7 protein-coding genes and 1 pseudogene are annotated in these 20,674 nt (G+C 64.7%); 4 read left to right on the top strand and 4 right to left on the bottom strand.

The window, feature by feature from the left end:
• Nucleotides 1-6 precede the first annotated feature (6 nt).
• From atuC to PSH87_RS19590, 3 genes and pseudogenes are all read right to left on the bottom strand, one after another.
• On the bottom strand, nt 7-1,623 hold the full coding sequence (atuC, locus tag PSH87_RS19600; RefSeq protein ID WP_305430768.1) for a geranyl-CoA carboxylase subunit beta: 1,617 nt from the start codon (nt 1,621-1,623) through the stop codon (nt 7-9).
• 3 nt (nt 1,624-1,626) lie between these two features.
• Nucleotides 1,627-2,501: pseudogene (locus PSH87_RS19595) on the bottom strand (SDR family oxidoreductase).
• A gap of 13 nt (nt 2,502-2,514) precedes the next feature.
• Nucleotides 2,515-4,293, bottom strand: coding sequence for an acyclic terpene utilization AtuA family protein (locus PSH87_RS19590; RefSeq protein WP_305430766.1), 1,779 nt, complete (start codon nt 4,291-4,293; stop codon nt 2,515-2,517).
• Between the two features lie 153 nt (nt 4,294-4,446).
• Here PSH87_RS19590 and PSH87_RS19585 point away from each other — a divergent pair, with 153 nt between their 5' ends.
• Nucleotides 4,447-5,070, top strand: coding sequence for a TetR/AcrR family transcriptional regulator (locus tag PSH87_RS19585; RefSeq protein ID WP_017735255.1), 624 nt, complete (start codon nt 4,447-4,449; stop codon nt 5,068-5,070).
• 93 nt (nt 5,071-5,163) lie between these two features.
• On the top strand, nt 5,164-5,955 hold the full coding sequence (locus PSH87_RS19580) for an ABC transporter substrate-binding protein (RefSeq protein WP_305430765.1): 792 nt from the start codon (nt 5,164-5,166) through the stop codon (nt 5,953-5,955).
• Nucleotides 5,956-6,097: 142 nt separating this feature from the next.
• Here the strand turns inward: PSH87_RS19580 and PSH87_RS19575 are convergent, their stop codons facing one another.
• Nucleotides 6,098-6,649: an RNA polymerase factor sigma-70 gene (locus PSH87_RS19575; protein WP_026136875.1), complete on the bottom strand. Its 552-nt coding sequence runs from the start codon at nt 6,647-6,649 to the stop codon at nt 6,098-6,100.
• A 302-nt stretch (nt 6,650-6,951) separates the two neighbouring features.
• On the opposite strand from PSH87_RS19575, the gene PSH87_RS19570 reads away from it, so the two are divergent.
• Complete coding sequence (locus PSH87_RS19570) at nt 6,952-7,704, top strand: thioesterase II family protein (RefSeq protein ID WP_305430764.1); 753 nt, start codon at nt 6,952-6,954, stop codon at nt 7,702-7,704.
• A gap of 51 nt (nt 7,705-7,755) precedes the next feature.
• Complete coding sequence (locus PSH87_RS19565) at nt 7,756-20,640, top strand: non-ribosomal peptide synthetase (RefSeq protein WP_305430763.1); 12,885 nt, start codon at nt 7,756-7,758, stop codon at nt 20,638-20,640.
• Nucleotides 20,641-20,674 lie beyond the last annotated feature (34 nt).

Below are 20,674 nucleotides of genomic sequence, written 5' to 3'. Positions count from 1 at the left end.
CTCCGGTTAGAAACGCGCCACACCAAAACTGTTGGGGTGCAATTCGCGCACGTCGGCCTCGTGGCAGATATCCAGCAACAAGCCGAGCAGGGTCCGCGTGTCCCGTGGGTCAATCAGCCCGTCGTCCCACAGGTTGGCGCTGCCGTACAACGCGGTGGACTGGCTGTCGAGCTTCTGCGCGGTGACCTGCTCCAGCATGTCCAGCACCTTGGGGTCGGGCACCACACCGTTTTTCAACTGCTTGGCCTCGGTGACAATCCGCAGCACCTTGCCCGCCTGCGCACCGCCCATCACCGCCGTGCGGCTGTTGGGCCAGGCGAAGATAAAGCGCGGGTCTAGGCCACGGCCGCACATCGCATAGTTGCCGGCGCCGTAGGAGCCGCCGACCACGATGGTCAGTTTAGGCACCCGCGCATTCGCCACCGCCTGGATCATCTTCGCGCCGTGCTTGATCACGCCTTGCTGCTCGGATTCGGTGCCCACCATAAAGCCGGTGGTGTTGTGCAGGAACAGCAGCGGCGTACGGCTCTGGTCGCACAGTTGGATAAATTGCGCGGCCTTGCTCGCGCCCTTGGGCGTGATCGGGCCGTTGTTGCCGATCACGCCGACGGCGTGGCCGTGGATGTGCAGGTGGCCGCAGACTGTGTGGGCGTCGAACTCGCTTTTGAAGTCGAGAAAGTTCGATCCGTCCCCCAGGCGCGCGAGGATTTCGCGCACGTCATAGGGCTTTTTCGGGTCGTCGGGGATCAGGCCCAGCAGGTCTTCGATGGGGTACAGCGGTTCGCGGTAGGTGCGCTGTGCAGGCGCTGGAAGACGCTCGTTCCAGGGCAAGGCGCTGACGATTTCGCGCGCGATGCGCACGCCGTCGGCATCGTTTTCCGCCAGGTACTCAGCGGTGCCGGCGACTTGTGCGTGCATCTCGGCGCCGCCCAGTTCTTCGTCCGTCGCCACTTCGCCGGTCGCCGCTTTCAGCAACGGCGGCCCGGCGAGGAACAGCTTGGCCTTGCCCCGCACCACCACCACGTAATCCGACAGCCCCGGCTGATACGCCCCGCCCGCCGTGGCCGAGCCGTGCACCACGGTGATCTGCGGCAAGCCCATGGCCGACAGGCGCGCCTGGTTGGCAAAGCTGCGCGCGCCTTCGACGAAAATCTCGGCGGCGTAGTTGAGGTTGGCGCCGCCGCTTTCGGCCAGGGTCACCACCGGCAGTTTGTTTTCCAGGGCGATCTGTTGCAGGCGCAGGGATTTTTTCAGGCCGCTGGGGGAAATCGTGCCGCCCTTGATTGCGCTGTTGTTGGCCACCACCAGCATGCGCACGCCACTGACGTAGCCGATGCCGGCGATCAAGCCACCGCCGGCGGCGCTGCCGTCCTTGTCGTCGTGCAGCTTGTAGCCGGCCAGGCCGGCCAGTTCGAGGAACGGCGCGCCGGGGTCCAGCAGCAGGTTGAGGCGGTCACGGGGCAGCAGTTGCCCACGCTGGTCGAACTTGGCGCGGGCTTCTTCGGCCTTGTCCAGCAGGTTCTGCTCCAGCTGGCGCAGGTGCTGGATGCCCACCTGCATGGCTGCGCGGTTTTGCGCGAACTGGGCGCTGTGGGGGTCGATCAGGGATTCGATCAGCGGCATGGTTTATTGCTCCGCCTTGAGGACATCCGGCAAGTAGGCGCGGTGAAAGCCATTGAACGGTTCGCTCGGCGGCTGTGCCTTGTGCAAGGGCCAGGCGCGGCTGCCCAGGCTGGCGGCGCCGTCGATACGCAGGGTGCTGCCGCTGATAAAGGCGGCGGCGGGGCTGAGCAGGAACACGATGGCCGCGCTGACTTCCGATTCGGTGCCGATGCGCTTGAGCGGCACATGTTCGCGCAGGGTCGGGATCACCGCCTTGAAGGCGCCTTCGTAGGTGTCCATGCCGCTGGAGGCAATCCAGCCCGGCGCCACGGCGTTGACCCGCACCCCGGCGTAGCCCCATTCAAACGCGGCGGTCTTGGTGAAGTTGTCCATGCCCGCGCGCGCCGCGCCCGAGTGACCCATGCCGGGCATGCCGCCCCACATGTCGGCGAGCATGTTGACGATGGCGCCGCCGTGCTTGCTCATCGACTGGTTGAACACTTCCCGCGCCATCAGGAAGCCGCCGACGAGGTTGGTGCGCAGCACGGTTTCAAAGCCTTTTTTGATTGATCGACGCCAGCGGTGACGGGTATTGGCCCCCGGCGTTGTTCACCAGGCCGTGGATCGGCCCGTGGTCGCTGAGGATCTGCGTGACCAGCGCCTTCACCGCTTCTTCATCGCGAATGTCGCAGGCCTGCCAATGGGCGATGCCGCCATCTTCGGCAATTTCGGCGGCGACGGTTTGCAGCTTTTCGGGTTTGCGCCCCACCAGAATCACCTGGGCGCCGAGGGCCGCCAGTTCATGGGCGGTGCAACGGCCAATGCCGCTGCCGCCACCGGTGACAATCACGGTGTAACCCCTGGAACAGGTCGGCTTTGAAGATCGAGTCGAAGGCCACGGCAACGCTCCTGTCAGTTGAGTTGATCGGCGAGGTGTTGCGGTACGGCGATGGGGATTTCCAGCAACTGCTGGGCGAAGGCCTTGCCTTGCGGGTCGATGCGCAGGCTGGCGATACCGCCGCCGCCCAGGGCGTTTTCCAGGAGGAAGTTGAGGCTGTGGCTGCCGGGCAGGTACCAGCGTTCGACGCGGCCGTGCAGCGGGTCGAGCACGTGGCTCATCCAGTCGACGACCACTGCGGGCGTCAGCGCTTCGGCGATCCATGGCAGGTATTCGGGCGCGCGGGCGATCACCCCGATATTGCTGTGGTTGCCCTTGTCGCCGGAGCGCGCCACGGCGAGTTTGACCAGGGGCACGCTGGCGTCGGCAAGGCCTTGGGGTTGGGGCGGTTCGATTGCCGCAGCCGGTGTTATCAGTGGGTGGGCGCTGGGCAGTTCGACGGTGTGGCGCTCGCCCTGAAAGTCGATCACTGGCGTGCAGAAGGTTTTATCCACCAGGAATGAAAACAGGCGAATCAACGGATACACGGTGGGCCGTCCGCCGACGATCCCGGTCAGCCCCGGCGCCATGCCCGTGGCGGCCTGGGCGATCTCGCGGGCAAACAACACCAGCGCCTGTTTGTTGGGGTGGCGTACCGCGAGTTTCACCACCACTTCGCGGCAATCGTGGCGCCGTGCGTGGGCGCCATAGGTCGCTTCGCTGCCGAGCAGTTCGATATTCACTTCGGTGTAGGGCGCCCAGCCGCGCTGGCTGAACAGTTCGGCGGTCTTGTCGATGATCGCCTGGCTGACCCGCTCGGCCTTGGCGACGGCGTCGATCCCGGCGATCAGGCAACTGGCGGTGCAGCGAAAACCATCGGGGTAGGTGGCGCTGACCTTGTACTGCTCGGTCGGTGGCAGGCCCTTGGCGCCGTGCAGGTGCACGCGGTTTTCGCCCTGCTGTTGCAAGGTGACCTGGCTGAAGTCGCAGATCACATCCGGCAGCAGGTAGGCGCGCGGGTCGCCAATCTCGTACAGCAGTTGTTCGGCCACGCTCAGTTCGCTGATCAGCCCGCCCGTGCCCGCGACTTTGCTCACGGTGAACGCGCCGTCGGCGCTGACTTCGACGATGGGGAAGCCGATGTGCGCGTAGTCCGGCACGTCGCGCCAATCGGTGAAGTTGCCGCCGGTGCATTGCGCGCCGCATTCGATGATATGCCCGGCCAGGGCGGCTTGGGCGAGGCGGTCGTAGTCGTGCCAGGACCAATTGAAGGCATGCACCAGAGCCCCGCTGACCACGGCGCTGTCCACCACGCGGCCGGTGATGACGATGTCGGCGCCCAGTGCCAGCGCAGCGGCAATGCCCGGCGCGCCGAGGTAGGCGTTGGCGGACACGCACACGGGCGGCAGGGGCGCGCCGTTGAACATGTCGGTGATGCCGTGGAGTTGCTTGAGTTGGGGTTGCAGGTCATCGCCCAGCAGCACGGCGATTTTCAGCGCGATGCCGGCCTTGTCACAGACCGCTTGCAGCGCGGCGGCACAGGCTTGGGGGTGGATGCCGCCTGCGTTGCTGATCACGCGGATGCCCTGGCGCTGAATGTCGGCCAGCAGCGGCGTGAGCACCTCGACAAAATCCGTGGCGTAGCCGGCCTGGGGGTCTTTCATCCGCGCGCCGGCGAGGATCGACATGGTGACTTCCGCCAGATAGTCGAATACCAGGTAATCCAGCGCGCCGCCGTTTACCAACTGGGCGGCGGCGGTGCAGGTGTCGCCCCAGAAGGCGCTGGCGCAGCCGATACGAACCGTGTCACGCATGAGAAATCCTTCCTCTGATGGCTGTTGCCGAGACTACCAAGCAAGCGCTTGGTCTGTAAACTCCCGATACAGATTTTGCCCAAGCGCTTGCTTGGGTCGCGGCCACGGCCTAAATTGCCGGCCAAGACGTCAGTAGAAGTAGAGGAGAGTGGCATGGATGAGCACAAAGCCCTGCGGGTGATGCGCACCATGGTCGATGGCGGCCAGTTGACCGACCCCGACAGTGCCCGGGGCAAGTTGCTGCAAACGGCGGCGCACCTGTTTCGCAACAAAGGCTTTGAACGTACCACGGTGCGTGACCTGGCGAGTGCCGTGGGCATTCAGTCCGGGAGCATTTTTCATCACTTCAAGAGCAAGGACGAGATCCTGCGGGCGGTGATGGAAGAAACCATCCACTACAACACCGCGATGATGCGCGCCTCCCTCGAAGAAGCGCGCGACGTGCGCGAGCGCGTGCTGGCGCTGATCCGCTGCGAATTGCAATCGATCATGGGCGGCAGCGGCGAGGCCATGGCGGTGCTGGTGTATGAGTGGCGCTCGCTGTCGGCCGAAGGCCAGGCGCAGGTGCTGGCGCTGCGTGATGTGTACGAAGAGATCTGGTTGCAGGTGCTCGGCGAGGCCAAGGCGGCCGGTTATATCCGGGGCGATGTGTTTATCACCCGGCGCTTTCTCACTGGGGCGTTGTCCTGGACCACGACGTGGTTTCGCGCCGAGGGCAGCCTGACCCTGGAGCAATTGGCCGAAGAAGCGCTGCTGATGGTGCTTAAAGCCGATTGATGAGCAAGCTATTAATTTGACGGTGGAAAGTTGTCTCTCCCGACAAAAACGCCTAGCTTATCGCCATCAGAGTATTCAACGGTGTGTGCCTCAATGTTTTCGCCATGGCGGCTGGCTGCAGGAGTTACCTTTTTGGCACTGGGCACCGCAGGGTGGGCGCCGGCTTCGGCTGCGCAATTGGTGAGGATCGGCGCGGCGCACTTCCCGCCCTACACCGTACGCCCTGAGCAAGGCGCCGACACCGGTTTGCTACCGCAACTGGTGGAGGCCCTGAACACCGCGCAGAGCGACTACCAGTTTGTGCTGGTGCCCACCTCCATTCCGCGCCGCTTCCGGGATTTCGAGCAGGGCCGGGTCGACATGGCCATCTTCGAAAACCCCGAATGGGGCTGGCAGAAGATTGCCCACGCCAGCGTCGACATGGGCCTGGAGGATGCGGAAGTGTTCGTCGCCCAGCGTGAGCCCGGTCGCGAGCAGGGCTATTTCGCCGACCTGGCGGGCAAGCGCCTGGCGGTGTTCAGCAGGGGTTATCACTACGCCTTCGCCAACTTCAACCCCGACCCCAAGTACATGGCCGAACACTTCAACGCCACGTTGACCTATTCCCATGACAGCAACTTGCTGATGGTCGCGCGCGGGCGTGCCGATATCGCGCTGGTGACGCGTTCGTACCTGAGTGATTTCATGGTGCGCAATGCGGATATGGCGGGGCAGTTCCTGGTGTCGGAGCGTATCGACCAGGTGTATCACCACTACGCGTTGCTGCGGCCCAAGGCGCCGATCACCGCCGAGGCGTTTGCCGGGTTGCTCAAGCGGTTGCGGGAAAACGGCGAGATGCTGAAGATTTTCGAGCCGTATCGCATTGACGTGATGCCGGCGCCCTGAAGCCTTAATGAAAATCTAAATGTGGGAGCGGGCTTGCCCGCGATTGCAGTGGTTCAGTCAACACATCGGTGGCTGACAGACTGCTATCGCGGGCAAGCCCGCTCCCACATTGGTTTATTCCACATAGAGTGCTGTGTTGGGTTCAGACCCTGCGCGCAAACGTATCGCTATGGCTGCCCGACACCTTGCGGCAATGCACCAGCGCATCGCGGATCATGAAGTTGACCAGGGTCGGCGACACGCCCAATTCCTTGGCGATGTCCTTTTGCGGCACGCCGTGCAGGCGGTACATCTCGAACGCATAGCGCGTGCGCTGGGGCAGCTCCGTCAGGGCGTCGGCGATGTTTTCCAGGGTGCTGAAGTTGATGTGCGAGGTTTCCGGTGAAGCGCCGTGAATAACCACATTCAAGCCTTCCTCTTCCGTGCCGGAGTATTTGAGCTCCAGGGCCTGCTTGCGATAGTGATCGATCGCCAGGTTGCGCACGATCTGGAACAGATAGCTCAATTGGGCCTTGAACGATGAGGTGATCGTCGGCGCCGATTGCAGCCGGAAGTAGGCGTCCTGCACTACGTCTTCGGCGCGGGAGCGGCACCCGGTAATACGTGCCGCGATCTTCACCAGGATCAGTCGATTATCGACAAAAGCCTGCAGAAGAGGTGAGTCGCACCTGCCTGTGGATACTTGTTCCGTCATGGAAAATCACCTTGTCGCAAAGAGGTTGGGGGAGGGCGTCCTTGCTGAGGCCTCCTACACATCGGGCAACAAATTATGCTTAATGATAATGATTGTCAAATGAGAAGACGAACTAATCTTATGCTTTCTTGTGCGCTGTGAACCACGTCTCGCGCAAAGCCTGCGACTAATTATTTGCCCGCTCCGTCCGTTCTCTTGGGTGACAGGTCCGTTCGTGAAACGGCCAAGGATCAGCACCCGCAGGAGGGCGACATGGGTTTCTATCGTGCATACAGCGTGTTTCAGTTTGGAGTACTCGCCCGATGAGTACGCCGACGTGCCTGCGCCTGTTTTGCCTGCCCTATTCGGGCGCCAGCGCCATGGTCTATGCCCGCTGGCGCCGGGCGATGCCGGCGTGGTTGCAGGTGTGCCCGCTGGAATTGCCCGGGCGTGGCATGCGCATGGACGAGCCGTTGCAGCGCGATATCAAGGCCCTGGCGGCGCAACTCGCCGACGAGATCGGCCGCGACCTCAACGGCCCTTACGCCTTGTTTGGCCACAGCCTCGGCGGCCTGCTGGCGTTCGAACTGGCCCACGCCCTGCGCGCACGCAACCTGCCGGCGCCCCTCGCGTTGTTTGCCTCTGGCACGGCGGGCCCGGCGCGGCGTGATGTCAGTGAGTACGCCAGCGAAAAGACCGACGCCCAACTGCTCGCCCGCCTGCGCGAACTGCAAGGCACCGCTGAAGAAGCCCTGGCCAACCCCGAACTGATGGCGCTGATGCTGCCGATCCTGCGCGCAGACTTTCTGCTCTGCGGCAGCTTCACCTACGGCGAGCGCGCACCGTTGCGCTTGCCGATCCATGTGTTCGGCGGCAAGCAAGACAGCGTGCGCGCCGACCAGTTGCTCGACTGGCAGGACGACGCCGCCAGCGGCTTCTCCCTGGACATGTTCGACGGCCACCACTTCTTCCTCGTGCAGCACGAAAGCGCGGTGCTGCGCTGCATCCGCCGCTATGCCGACGAGCACCTGGCCCGCTGGCGCAACGACACGGCGCGGCAATTGATCGCCGGCTGAACGCACCCGACTTCCCGAATTTCCCGCAAGCCGATTTCAGGCAGGAACCCCATGATGGACGCCTTCGAACTTCCCCGCACCCTGGTCCAGTCCCTTCAACGTCGCGCCGCGCAGACCCCGGACCAGGTGGCCCTGCGCTTCCTCGCCGAATCCGCCGAGCACAGCGTCGTGCTCAGTTACCGTGACCTCGACCAACGCGCCCGCACCATCGCCGCTGCCTTGCAGGCCAACGCCGCGTTGGGCGACCGCGCGGTGCTGCTGTTCCCCAGCGGCCCGGACTATGTCGCGGCGTTTTTTGGTTGCCTGTACGCCGGGGTGATCGCGGTGCCGGCCTATCCGCCGGAGTCCACCCGTCGCCATCATCAGGAGCGCCTGCTGTCGATCATCAGCGATGCCGAGCCGCGCCTGTTGCTGACCATCGCCAGCCTCGCCGAAGGCTTGTCGCAGATCGAAAACGCACCACCGGTATTAAGCGTCGACAGCCTCGAAAATGCGGGCGACTGGATCGCCCCCGACCTGCAACCCGACGACATCGCCTTCCTGCAATACACCTCCGGTTCCACCGCCTTGCCCAAGGGCGTGCAAGTCAGCCACGGCAACCTGGTGGCCAACGAAGTGCTGATCCGCCGCGGCTTTGGCATCGACCTCAACCCCGACGACGTGATCGTCAGCTGGCTGCCGCTGTATCACGACATGGGCCTGATCGGCGGCCTGCTGCAACCGATTTTCAGCGGCGTGCCGTGCGTGCTGATGTCGCCGGCGTACTTCCTTGGCCGGCCGCTGCGCTGGCTGGAAGCGATCAGCGAGTACGGCGGCACCATCAGCGGCGGCCCGGATTTCGCCTACCGCCTGTGCAGCGAGCGGGTCAGCGAATCGGCCCTCGAACGCCTGGACTTGAGCCAGTGGCGCGTGGCCTATTCCGGCTCCGAACCGATCCGCCTCGACACCCTGGAGCGCTTCGCCGAGAAGTTCGCCGTGTGTGGTTTTACCGCGGACAACTTCTTCGCCTCCTACGGGCTGGCCGAGGCGACCTTGTTTGTCGCCGGCGGCAAACGTGGCCACGGCATCCCCGCGCTGCGCGTGGATGAGCAAGCACTGGCGGCCAACCGCGCCGAGCCGGGGCAGGGCAGCGCGATCATGAGTTGCGGCACCAGCCAGCCGGAGCACGCGGTGCTGATTGCCGATCCGCACACCCTCACAGAGCTGCCGGACAGCTGCGTCGGTGAACTCTGGGCCAGCGGCCCCAGCATCGCCCACGGCTACTGGCGCAACCCCGAGGCCACGGCCAAAACCTTCGTGCAACACGCCGGCCGCACCTGGCTGCGCACTGGCGACCTGGGCTTTATCCGCTTTGGCGAGGTGTACATCACCGGGCGCCTGAAAGACCTGCTGATCGTGCGCGGCCACAACCTGTATCCCCAGGACATCGAACAAACCATCGAGCGCGAAGTGGAGGTGGTGCGCAAAGGCCGGGTCGCTGCGTTCGCGGTGAATGACGGCGGCCTGGAAGGCATCGGCATCGCGGCGGAAATCAGCCGCAGCGTGCAGAAAATCCTCACGCCCGAAGCGCTGATCAAGGCGATCCGCCAAGCCGTCGCCGAGGCTTATCAAGAAGCGCCTTGCGTGGTGGTGTTGCTCAACCCCGGCGCGCTGCCCAAGACCTCCAGCGGCAAGGTGCAGCGCGCGGCGTGCGGCCTGCGCCATGCCGATGGCAGCCTCGACAGCTACGCGCAATTCCCGGATCTGCAAGCGTGCGCCAGTGAAGCGGCGCTGGAATCCGCGCTGCAAAGCCAGATCGCCGCGATCTGGTGCGAACAGCTGAACCTTGCAACGGTCGCCGCCGACGATCACTTCTTCCTGCTCGGCGGCAACTCTATCACCGCCACTCAGGTGGTTGCCCGCCTGCGTGAAACCCTCGGCCTGGAGTTGAACCTGCGCCTGCTGTTCGAAGCGCCGACACTCGCCACCTTTGCCGCCAGCGTCGCGCAATTGCAGCACGACGGTGGCGTCGCCCAAGGCTCTATCCATGCGCTGTCACGCCAGGACGACCTGCCGCAATCCCTGGCGCAAAACCGCTTGTGGATCACCTGGCAGTTGGACCCGCACAGCAGCGCCTACACCATCCCCGGCGCCCTGCGCCTGCGCGGCGAGCTGGATGAAGACGCGGTGCGTCTGAGCTTCCAGCAGCTTATCCAGCGCCACGAAGCGCTGCGCACGCGCTTCTACGAACGCGACGGCCAGGCCTTCCAACGTATCGACCCAAGTACCGATTTCGACCTGCAAATCATCGACCTCAGCGACCTGCCCAGCGCCGAGCGCGAAGCCCGTGCGCAACAGATCCGCGAGGACGAAGCACGCACCCAGTTCGACCTGGAGAAAGGCCCGCTGCTGTGGGTGACCCTGCTACGCCTCGACGATGAAGATCACCAGTTGCTGGTGACCTTGCACCACATCATTGCGGATGGCTGGTCGCTGAACATTCTTATCGACGAGTTCTCGCGCCTTTACGCCGCCGCATCCCAAGGCCAGGCATTGGAGCTGCCGCCACTGACGCTGCACTACGCCGACTACGGCAGCTGGCAGCGCCAATGGCTGGCCGAAGGTGAAGGCCAGCGCCAACTGGCGTACTGGAAAAACCAGTTGGGTGAAGAGCACCCAACGCTCAGTCTGGCGACCGACCACCCGCGCACGTCGCAGCAGATTCACAGCGCCTCGCGCCACAGCGTGCGGCTGGACGCGCGCCTCGGCGCCGCGATCCGCCAGACCGCCCAGGCCAACGAAGCCACGCCGTTCATGCTGTTGCTCGCAGCGTTCCAGACCTTGCTCTACCGCTACAGCGGCCAGCGCGATATCCGCATCGGCGTGCCCAACGCCAACCGCCCGCGCCAGGAAACCCAGGGCCTGATCGGCTTCTTCATCAACACCCAGGTCTTGCGTGCCGAGCTGGATGGACGGCTGCCGTTCAACCAATTACTGGCGGCCACCCGGGAGCGCACATTGGGCGCCCAGGCCCATCAGGACCTGCCCTTCGAACAACTGCTGGAAGCCTTCCCCCAGGCCCGCGAACAAGGCCTGTTCCAGGTCATGTTCAACCACCAGCAACGCGACCTCAGCGCCTTGCGCCGCCTGCCGGGGATGCTCGCCGACGAGCTGGCGTGGCACAGCCGCGAAGCCAAGTTCGACCTGCAATTGCACAGCGAAGAAGACCGCAACGGGCGCCTGAGTTTGTCGTTCGACTACGCCGACGAACTGTTTGATACCACGACCATCGAGCGTCTGGCCGAACACTTCGTCAATCTGCTGCAAGCCGTGTGCGAGCAACCGCAGCAGGCTATCGGCGACCTGCAACTGATGCACAACGCATCGCAGCCGTGGGCCGCATCACCGTGCACGCCAGCCCAGCAATGGCTGCCTGATTTGCTCAACGCTCAAACCTCGGACAACACCGCGCTGGTCTGGCAGGACGGCAGCCTGAGCTTCGCCCAACTGCACACCCAGGCCAATCGCCTGGCCCACTACCTGCGCGACAAAGGTGTCGGCCCGGACGTGTGCGTGGCCATCGCCGCCGAGCGCTCGCCGCAACTGCTGATCGGCCTGCTCGCCATCATCAAGGCCGGCGGCGCCTATGTGCCGCTGGACCCGGATTACCCCGCCGAACGCCTGGCCTACATGCTCACCGACAGCGGCGTCGAACTGCTGCTGACCCAGACCTCGCTGCTGGAGCAATTGCCCGCCGCTGAAGGCGTGTGTGTGATCGCCATGGACAGCCTGCACCTCGACAGCTGGCCCACCCAGCCACCGGGCCTGCACCTGCACGGTGACAACCTCGCCTACGTGATCTACACCTCCGGCTCCACCGGCCAGCCCAAAGGCGTGGGCAATACGCATGCGGCCCTGGCTGAACGCCTGCAGTGGATGCAGGCCACTTATCAACTCAACGAAACCGACGTGCTGATGCAAAAGGCGCCGATCAGTTTCGACGTGTCGGTGTGGGAATGCTTCTGGCCGCTGATCACCGGCTGCCGCCTGGTGCTGGCCGGCCCCGGCGAGCATCGCGACCCGCACCGTATCGCGCAGTTGGTGCAGCAGCACGGCGTGACCACGCTGCACTTCGTGCCGCCGCTGTTGCAGCTGTTTATCGACGAACCGCTGGCGGCCGAATGCACCAGCCTGCGTCGCCTGTTCTCCGGTGGCGAAGCCTTGCCCGCCGAGTTGCGCAACCGTGTGTTGGCGCAGTTGCCGGCGGTGCAGTTGCACAACCGCTACGGGCCGACGGAAACCGCGATCAACGTCACCCACTGGCATTGCCACGCTGAAGACGGCGAGCGTTCGCCGATTGGCCGGCCGCTGGGCAATGTGATCTGCCGCGTACTGGATGACCACCTCAACCTGCTGCCCCTCGGCGTGCCGGGTGAACTGTGCATCGGTGGCATCGGCCTGGCGCGGGGTTATCTCGGCCGCGCCGGCTTGACCGCCGAACGTTTTATCGCGGACCCGCTGGGTGAGGCGGGCGCACGCCTGTATCGCACCGGCGACCGTGTGCGCTGGAGCGCCGACGGCGTGCTCGAATACCTCGGCCGCCTCGATCAACAGGTCAAGCTGCGCGGCTTTCGCGTGGAGCCGGAAGAAATCGAAGCGCGCCTGCTGGCCCTCGATGGCATCGCCCAAGCCGTGGTGCTGGTGCGGGATGCGCAGTTGATCGGCTACTACACCGCCCACAGCGATTTGAACGAAGAGGAGGTGAAAACCGCCCTGGCCGCCGAGCTGCCGGAGTACATGGTGCCCGCGCTGCTGATGCGTCTGGACGCGATGCCCCTGAGCCCCAGCGGCAAACTCGACCGCCGTGCCTTGCCGGAGCCCGTGTGGCAAACCCGTGAACACATCGAACCCGAAACCGCGCTGCAACAGCAGATCGCCGCGATCTGGCGCGAAGTCCTCGGCCTGCCCCGTATCGGCCTGCGCGATGACTTCTTCGCCCTCGGCGGGCACTCGCTGCTGGCCACGCAAATCATCTCGCGCACCCGCCAGGCCTGCGACGTCGAGCTGCCACTGCGCACCTTGTTCGAAGCCAGCGAGCTGGGCGCGTTTGCCGAACAGGTCGGGCTGATCCAGGCCTCGGGCCAGCGCAACCAACAGACCGCCATCGCCAGGGTCGACCGCAGCCAACCGGTGCCGCTGTCCTATTCCCAGCAGCGCATGTGGTTCCTCTGGCAGATGGAGCCGGACAGCCCGGCGTACAACGTCGGCGGCATGGCGCGCCTGCGCGGTGTGCTGGACGTGGGGCGCTTCGAAGCGGCGTTGCAGGCCTTGGTCATGCGTCACGAAACCCTGCGCACCACCTTCCCCAGTGTCGATGGCGTGGCCTATCAAAAGGTCGCGGCGCAAACCGGCCTGCGCATGGACTGGCAGGACTTCTCGGCGCTGGACGAAGCCACGCGCCAACAACGCCTGCAACAGCTGGCCGACCATGAGGCCCACACCCCGTTCAACCTGGAAACCGGCCCGTTGCTGCGCGCCTGCGTGGTCAAGGCCAGCGAACGCGAGCACTACCTGGTGCTGACCCTGCACCACATCGTCACCGAAGGCTGGGCCATGGACATCTTTGCCCGTGAACTCAGCGCGCTCTACGAAGCCTTCATCGACGAGCGTGCCTCGCCACTGGCGCCGCTGGCGGTGCAATACCTCGACTACAGCGTGTGGCAGCGCCAGTGGCTGGAATCCGGCGAACGCCAGCGCCAACTGGACTACTGGACCGCGCAACTGGGCCACGAACATCCGTTGCTGGAGCTGCCCGGCGACCGTCCACGCCCGCCGGTGCAAAGCCACCGGGGCGAGTTGTACCGCTTCGACTTGAGCGACGACCTGGCCGCCCGCGTACGTGCCTTCAACGCCGAACGCGGCCTGACCCTGTTCATGACCATGACCGCCACCCTGGCCGTGTTGCTCTACCGCTACAGCGGCCAGACCGACCTGCGCATCGGCGCGCCGGTGGCCAACCGCATTCGCCCGGAAAGCGAAGGGCTGATCGGCGCGTTCCTCAACACGCAAGTGCTGCGCTGCCAGCTCAACGGGCAGATGAATGTCGGCGAATTGTTCGAGCAAGTACGCCACACCGTGATCGAAGGCCAGTCCCACCAGGACCTGCCGTTCGACCACTTGGTCGAAGCCCTGCAACCGCCGCGCAGCGCGGCGTACAACCCGCTGTTCCAGGTGATGTGCAACGTGCAGCGCTGGGAATTCCAGCAAAGCCGCGAACTCGCCGGCATGACCGTCGAGTACCTGGCCAACGATGCTCGCGCGACCAAGTTCGACCTCAACCTGGAGGTCACCGACCTTGACCATCGCCTGGGTTGCTGCCTGACCTACAGCACCGACTTGTTCGACGAGCCGCGCATTGCGCGCATGGCCGAGCATTGGCGCAACTTGCTGGAAGCGTTGATCGCCGATCCGCAACAACGTCTCAGCGAACTGCCATTGCTCAGCGCCGCCGAGCAACGCGCGTTGCAGGACAGCCTGGGCGTCGAGAGGGGCGAGCACCGCCTCGACCACTGCATCCATCAGTTGTTCAGCCAACAGGCGCTGGCCCGTGGCGATGCCCCGGCGCTGACCTTTGCCGGCGTGACCCTCAGCTATCGCGAACTGAACGAGCGCGCCAACCGCCTGGCCTGGATGCTGCGCGTGCGCGGCGTCGGCCCGCAGGTGCGCGTCGGCCTGGCGCTGCCGCGCTCCCTGGAGATGGTCATCGGCTTGCTGGCGATCCTCAAGGCCGGCGGCGCCTATGTGCCGCTGGACCCGGAATACCCGCTCGACCGCCTGCACTACATGATCGAAGACAGCGACATCGGCCTGCTGCTCAGTGATGCTTTGATGTTCGAAGCCCTCGGCGAGTTGCCGGCGACCGTGGCGTGCTGGTGCCTGGAAGATGACCTGCCGGTGCTCGCCAATTACCCGGCGGATGAGTTGCCGTTTATCAATCTGCCGCAGCATCAGGCGTACCTGATCTACACCTCGGGCTCCACCGGCAAGCCGAAAGGCGTGGTGGTGGCCCACGGTGAAATCGCCATGCATTGCCAGGCTGTGATCGAACGTTTCGGCATGCGCGCGGACGATTGCGAGCTGCACTTCTATTCGATCAACTTCGACGCCGCCACCGAGCGTCTGCTGGTGCCGCTGCTCAGCGGCGCGCAGGTGGTCTTGCGTGCCCAGGGGCAGTGGGACGCGGAAGAGATCTGCGCGCTGATCCGCAGCCATCGCATCAATATCCTCGGCTTCACGCCGAGCTACGGCAGCCAATTGGCGCAGTGGCTGGCGACCCAGCAGCAGACCCTGCCGGTGCGCATGTGCATCACCGGCGGCGAGGCGCTGACCGGTGAACACTTGCAGCGTATCCGCGCGGCGTTCCAGCCCGAAGTGTTCTTCAACGCCTATGGCCCGACCGAAACCGTGGTGATGCCGCTGGCCAGCCTTGCGCCCGAGCAACTGGAAGAAGGCGCAGGCAGCGTGCCGATCGGCAGCATTATTGGCGACCGCGTGGCGTACATTCTTGACGCCGACCTGGCCTTGGTGCCGCAAGGCGCGACCGGCGAGTTGTACGTCGGCGGCGCCGGTCTGGCGCAGGGGTATCACCAGCGTCCGGGGATGACGGCGGAGCGGTTTGTCGCCGACCCGTTTGCCGGAAATGGCGGGCGCCTGTATCGCACCGGTGACCTGGTGCGCCAACGCGCCGATGGTTTGGTGGAGTACTTGGGGCGGATTGACCATCAGGTGAAGATCCGTGGTTTCCGCATTGAACTGGGCGAGATCGAAACCCGCCTCCTGGAACATGACGCCGTGCGTGAAGCGGTGGTGTTGGCGCTGGATGCGCCAAGCGGCAAACAGCTGGTGGCGTATCTGGTCAGCGATGCCGAGCACGCCACCTTGCGCGATGCGCTCAAGGCCCATCTGAAAGCCCAACTGCCGGACTACATGGTGCCCGCGCACCTGATCGTGCTGGACAGCATGCCGCTGACCGCCAACGGCAAACTCGACCGCCGCGCCTTGCCGCAGCCGGACCCCGAAGCCAATCGCCAACACTACGTGGCGCCGCGCAATGAGCTGGAAAGCACCTTGGCGGCGATCTGGTGCGCGGTGTTGAACGTGCAGCAAGTCGGCCTCGACGATAACTTCTTTGAACTGGGCGGCGACTCGATCCTGTCGATCCAGGTGGTCAGCCGTGCGCGCCAGGCCGGGATTCATTTCAGCCCGCGCGACCTGTTCCAGCACCAGACCGTGCAAAGCCTGGCCGCCGTGGCCACGCGCTCCGAGCAGGTCACGGCGGAGCAGGGCGTGTTGAGCGGCAGCTCGGGCCTGACGCCGATCCAGCATTGGTTCTTCGACACCGAGATTGCCCAGCGTCAGCACTGGAACCAGGCGCTGCTGCTCAAGCCGCTGCAACTGCTCGACCCGCACCGCCTGGAGCAAGCGCTGCTGGCGGTGCTGGAACACCACGACGCCCTGCGTCTGAGCTTCACCCAGCGCGATGCGCAGTGGCACGCCGAGCACTTGGCCGTGCCTCAAGGCGGCGTGCTGATGCAGGCGCAAGTGCGCGACATGCAAGATTGCGCCGCGCTGTTCACCGATACCCAGCGCAGCCTCGACCTGCAACACGGCCCTCTGCTGCGCGCCTTGCTGGTGGACGGTCCCGAGGGCCAGCAACGCTTGTTGATCGCGATCCATCACCTGGTGGTGGATGGCGTGTCGTGGCGCGTGTTGCTCGAAGATCTGCAAAACGTCTATCGCCAACTGAGCGACGGCCAGTCCGTCAGCCTGCCGGCCAAGACCAGCGCATTACGTGACTGGGCCGCGCGTTTGCAGGCGTATGCCGGCAGCGAATCCCTGCGTGAAGAACTCGGCGTGTGGCAGGCGCAGTTGGCCGGGCCGACGCTCGCGTTGCCGGCGGACCGTCCCCACGGCAGCCTGCGCAATCGCGATGCCGACACCGTCAGCGTGCGCCTGGATGCCGAGCACACGCGCCAGTTGCTGCAACAGGCGCCGAGTGCCTATCGCACTCAGGTCAACGACTTGCTGTTGACCGCACTGGCCCGCGTGCTGTGCCGCTGGAGCGGGCAGCCTTCGGCGCTGATCCAGCTGGAAGGCCATGGCCGCGAAACCCTGTTCGATGACATCGACCTGACCCGCAGCGTCGGCTGGTTCACCAGCGCTTACCCGCTGCGCCTGACGCCGCAGCTGGAGCAGGGCGCTTCGATCAAGGCGATCAAGGAGCAACTGCGCGGCGTGCCGCACAAAGGCCTGGGGTATGGCGTATTGCGCTATCTCGCCGACGACGTGATCCAGCACACCCTGGCCGCGCTGCCGAGCGCCGAGATCACCTTCAACTACCTCGGCCAGTTCGACCAGAGCTTCGGCAGCGCGGCGCTGTTCCACCCGCTGGACGAATCCGCCGGCCTCGCCCATGACCCCGACGCGCCGCTGCCCAACGCCTTGAGCGTCGACAGCCAGGTGTACGGCGGCGAACTGGTGCTGCGCTGGACCTTCAGCCGCGAACGCCACGATCAGCAGACCATTCGCGCGTTGGCCGACGCCTACCTCGCCGAACTGCACAGCCTGATCGCCCATTGCCTGCGGGACGATGCCGGTGGCCTCACGCCGTCGGACTTCCCACTGGCGCACCTGAGCCAAGCGCAGCTGGATGCGTTGCCGGTGCCGGCCAGCGCCATCGAAGACGTGTACCCGCTGACCCCGATGCAGGAAGGCCTGCTGCTGCACACCCTGCTGGAACCGGGCACCGGCCTCTACTACATGCAGGACCGCTACCGTATCAACAGCGCGCTGGACCCCGAGCGTTTCGCCCAGGCCTGGCAGGCGGTGATCGCCCGTCACGAAGCCTTGCGTGCGTCGTTCTGCTGGAACGTCGGCGCCGACATGCTGCAAGTGATCCACAAGCCGGGCAGCACGCCGATCGAGTACCTGGACTGGAGCAATGATCCCGAAGCCGAGCAGGAACCGCGCCTGCAAGCCTTGCTCAAGCAAGAGCGCGAAGCCGGTTTCGATCTGCTCAACCAGGCGCCGTTCCACCTGCGTTTGATTCGCGTCGGTGCCGAGCGCTACTGGTTCATGATGAGCAACCACCACATCCTGATCGATGCGTGGTGCCGTTCGCTGCTGATGAATGACTTCTTCGACATTTACATGGCCCTCGGCGAAGGCCGCGACGCGCAACTGGCCACGCCGCCGCGCTACCGCGACTACATTGCCTGGCTGCAACGCCAGGACCTGGACGAGGCGCGCCAGTGGTGGCAGCAGAACCTGCAAGGCTTTGAGCGCACCACGCCGATCCCCAGCGACCGACCCTTCATGCGCGACCACGCGGGCCACGGCGGCATGGTGGTGGGCGACTGCTACACCCGCCTCGATGCCCGCGACGGTGCGCAACTGCGTGAACTGGCCCAGGCTCACCAGCTGACCGTCAACACCTTCGCCCAAGCGGCGTGGGCCTTGGTACTGCGGCGTTTGAGCGGTGATCGCGACGTGCTGTTCGGCGTCACCGTGGCCGGTCGCCCGGTGGAAATGCCCGAGATGCAACGCACCGTCGGCCTGTTCATCAACAGCATCGCGCTGCGGGTGAAACTGCCCGAGGACGATCAAGCGTGCAGCGTGCGCCAATGGCTGAGCGGCCTGCTCGACAGCAATATGCAGCTGCGCGAGTACGAGTACCTGCCGCTGGTGACGATCCAGGAGCACAGCGAACTGCCCAAGGGCCAGCCGCTGTTCGACAGCCTGTTCGTGTTCGAAAATGCGCCGGTGGAAGTCTCGGTGCTGGACCGTGCGCAAAGCCTGAATGCCACTTCGGATTCCGGGCGGACCCACACCAACTTCCCGTTGACGGCGGTGTGTTATCCGGGCGATGACCTGGGTTTGCACCTGTCCTATGACCAACGTTATTTCGACGAAAGCACCGTGCAAGGCATGCTTGGCGAGTTCAAGCGCCTGCTGCTGGCACTGGTGCAGGGCTTCCATGGCGACATGGCTGAGCTACCGTTGATTGGCGCGCAGGAGCGCGAGTTCCTGGTGGAAGGCTGCAATCAGAGCGCGCACGACTATCCGTTGCAGCGCAGCTATGTCGAGTTGTTTGAAACTCAGGTCGCCGCGCATCCGCAACGTATCGCCGCGAGTTGCCTGGACCAGCAGTGGACTTATGACGAACTGAACCGGCGCAGTAACGGCCTGGGCCATGCGTTGATCGAAGCGGGCGTGGGTCTGGATCAGCCGGTGGCGTTGCTGGGCGAGCGCAACCTCGACCTGCTGGGCATGATCATCGGCAGCTTCAAGGCCGGTGCCGGTTATCTGCCGCTGGACCCTGGGCTGCCGAGCCAGCGTTTGCGCAGCATCATCGACCTGAGCCGCACACCGTTGCTGGTGTGTACCGAAGCGTGCCGCGAGCAGGCCATCGAGTTGCTCGAAGGCTTCGACTGCCAGTTGCTGGTGTGGGAAGAAGTGCCGGCCCGTGGGGCGAATCCCGAGGTCTACAGCGGCCCGGACAACCTCGCCTACGTGATCTACACCTCGGGTTCCACCGGCTTGCCCAAAGGCGTGATGGTCGAACAGCGCGGCATGCTCAACAATCAGCTGAGCAAGGTGCCGTACCTGGACCTGAGCGACGCGGATGTGATCGCGCAGACCGCCTCGCAGAGCTTTGATATTTCCGTGTGGCAGTTCCTCGCCGCGCCGCTGTTTGGTGCGCGGGTGGATATCGTGCCGAACGCGCTGGCCCATGATCCGCAAGGGTTGCTTGAGCATGTCCAGGCGCAAGGCATCACGGTGCTGGAGAGCGTACCGTCACTGATCCAGGGCATGCTGGCCCAGGACCGCATCGGCCTCGATGGCCTGCGCTGGATGCTGCCGACGGGCGAAGCGATGCCGCCGGAGCTGGCGCACCAGTGGTTGCAGCGTTATCCCGGGATTGGCCTGGTGAACGCCTATGGCCCGGCGGAATGCTCCGATGACGTGGCGTTCTTCCGCGTCGATGCCGCATCGACCCGTGGCACTTACCTGCCGATTGGTACGCCGACCGACAACAACCGCTTGTACCTGCTGGACGGCGCACTGGAGCTGGTGCCGCAAGGCGCGGTCGGTGAGTTGTGCGTGGCCGGTACGGGCGTCGGCCGTGGTTATGTCAGCGACCCGCTGCGCACTGCGCCGGTGTTTGTGCCGAACCCGTTTGGCGCAGCGGGCGAGCGTCTCTATCGCACCGGCGACCTTGCACGTCGACGCAGTGATGGGGTGTTGGAGTATGTCGGGCGGATCGACCATCAGGTGAAGATTCGTGGCTACCGCATCGAACTGGGGGAAATCGAAGCACGTCTGCATGAGCAATCCGAAGTGCGCGATGCGGCCGTTGGTGTGCAGGAAGGCGTCAACGGCAAGCACTTGGTCGGCTACCTGGTGGCGGCGGATGAAGCGCTGAACCCGAGCGAACGCCTGGACCGCATCAAGCAACGCCTGCGCGCCGAACTGCCGGAATACATGGTGCCGCTGCACTGGCTGTGGCTCGACCGGCTGCCGCTGAACGCCAACGGCAAACTCGACCGCAAGGCGTTGCCTTCGCTCGAGATCGGACAGCTCCAAAGCCAGGACTACCTGGCGCCGCGCAATGAACTGGAAGTCACCCTGGCCGCGATCTGGGCCGAGGTGCTGAAAGTGGAAAGGGTGGGCGTACAGGACAACTTCTTTGAACTGGGCGGGCACTCGTTGCTGGCCACGCAGATTGCCTCGCGGGTGCAGAAGACCTTGCAGCGCGATGTGCCGCTAAGGGCGATGTTCGAATGCAGCACGGTGGCGGAGTTGGCTGGGTATATCGAGGGGTTGGCGGTGAATGAGATCAGTGCGGAGAAGGTGGATCGGTTGAGTGATTTGATGGCGGAGTTGGAGGGCTTTTAATCTTCATGGCTTGGTCTGGCCTCATCGCGGGCAA

It is taken from the genome of Pseudomonas sp. FP453, assembly GCF_030687495.1.
Classification (GTDB): domain Bacteria; phylum Pseudomonadota; class Gammaproteobacteria; order Pseudomonadales; family Pseudomonadaceae; genus Aquipseudomonas.
Note: the sequence above shows the minus strand (reverse complement) of the source record. Positions and strands in the feature narration are given on the sequence as shown.

Excerpts from the sequence above, each read along its gene's own strand:
- PSH87_RS19570 (WP_305430764.1), top strand. The coding sequence starts at position 6,952 with ATGAGTACGCCGACGTGCCTGCGCCTGTTTTGCCTGCCCTATTCGGGC.
- PSH87_RS19575 (WP_026136875.1), bottom strand. The coding sequence starts at position 6,649 with ATGACGGAACAAGTATCCACAGGCAGGTGCGACTCACCTCTTCTGCAG.
- PSH87_RS19565 (WP_305430763.1), top strand. The coding sequence starts at position 7,756 with ATGATGGACGCCTTCGAACTTCCCCGCACCCTGGTCCAGTCCCTTCAA.
- PSH87_RS19590 (WP_305430766.1), bottom strand. The coding sequence starts at position 4,293 with ATGCGTGACACGGTTCGTATCGGCTGCGCCAGCGCCTTCTGGGGCGAC.
- PSH87_RS19580 (WP_305430765.1), top strand. The coding sequence starts at position 5,164 with ATGTTTTCGCCATGGCGGCTGGCTGCAGGAGTTACCTTTTTGGCACTG.
- atuC (WP_305430768.1), bottom strand. The coding sequence starts at position 1,623 with ATGCCGCTGATCGAATCCCTGATCGACCCCCACAGCGCCCAGTTCGCG.
- PSH87_RS19585 (WP_017735255.1), top strand. The coding sequence starts at position 4,447 with ATGGATGAGCACAAAGCCCTGCGGGTGATGCGCACCATGGTCGATGGC.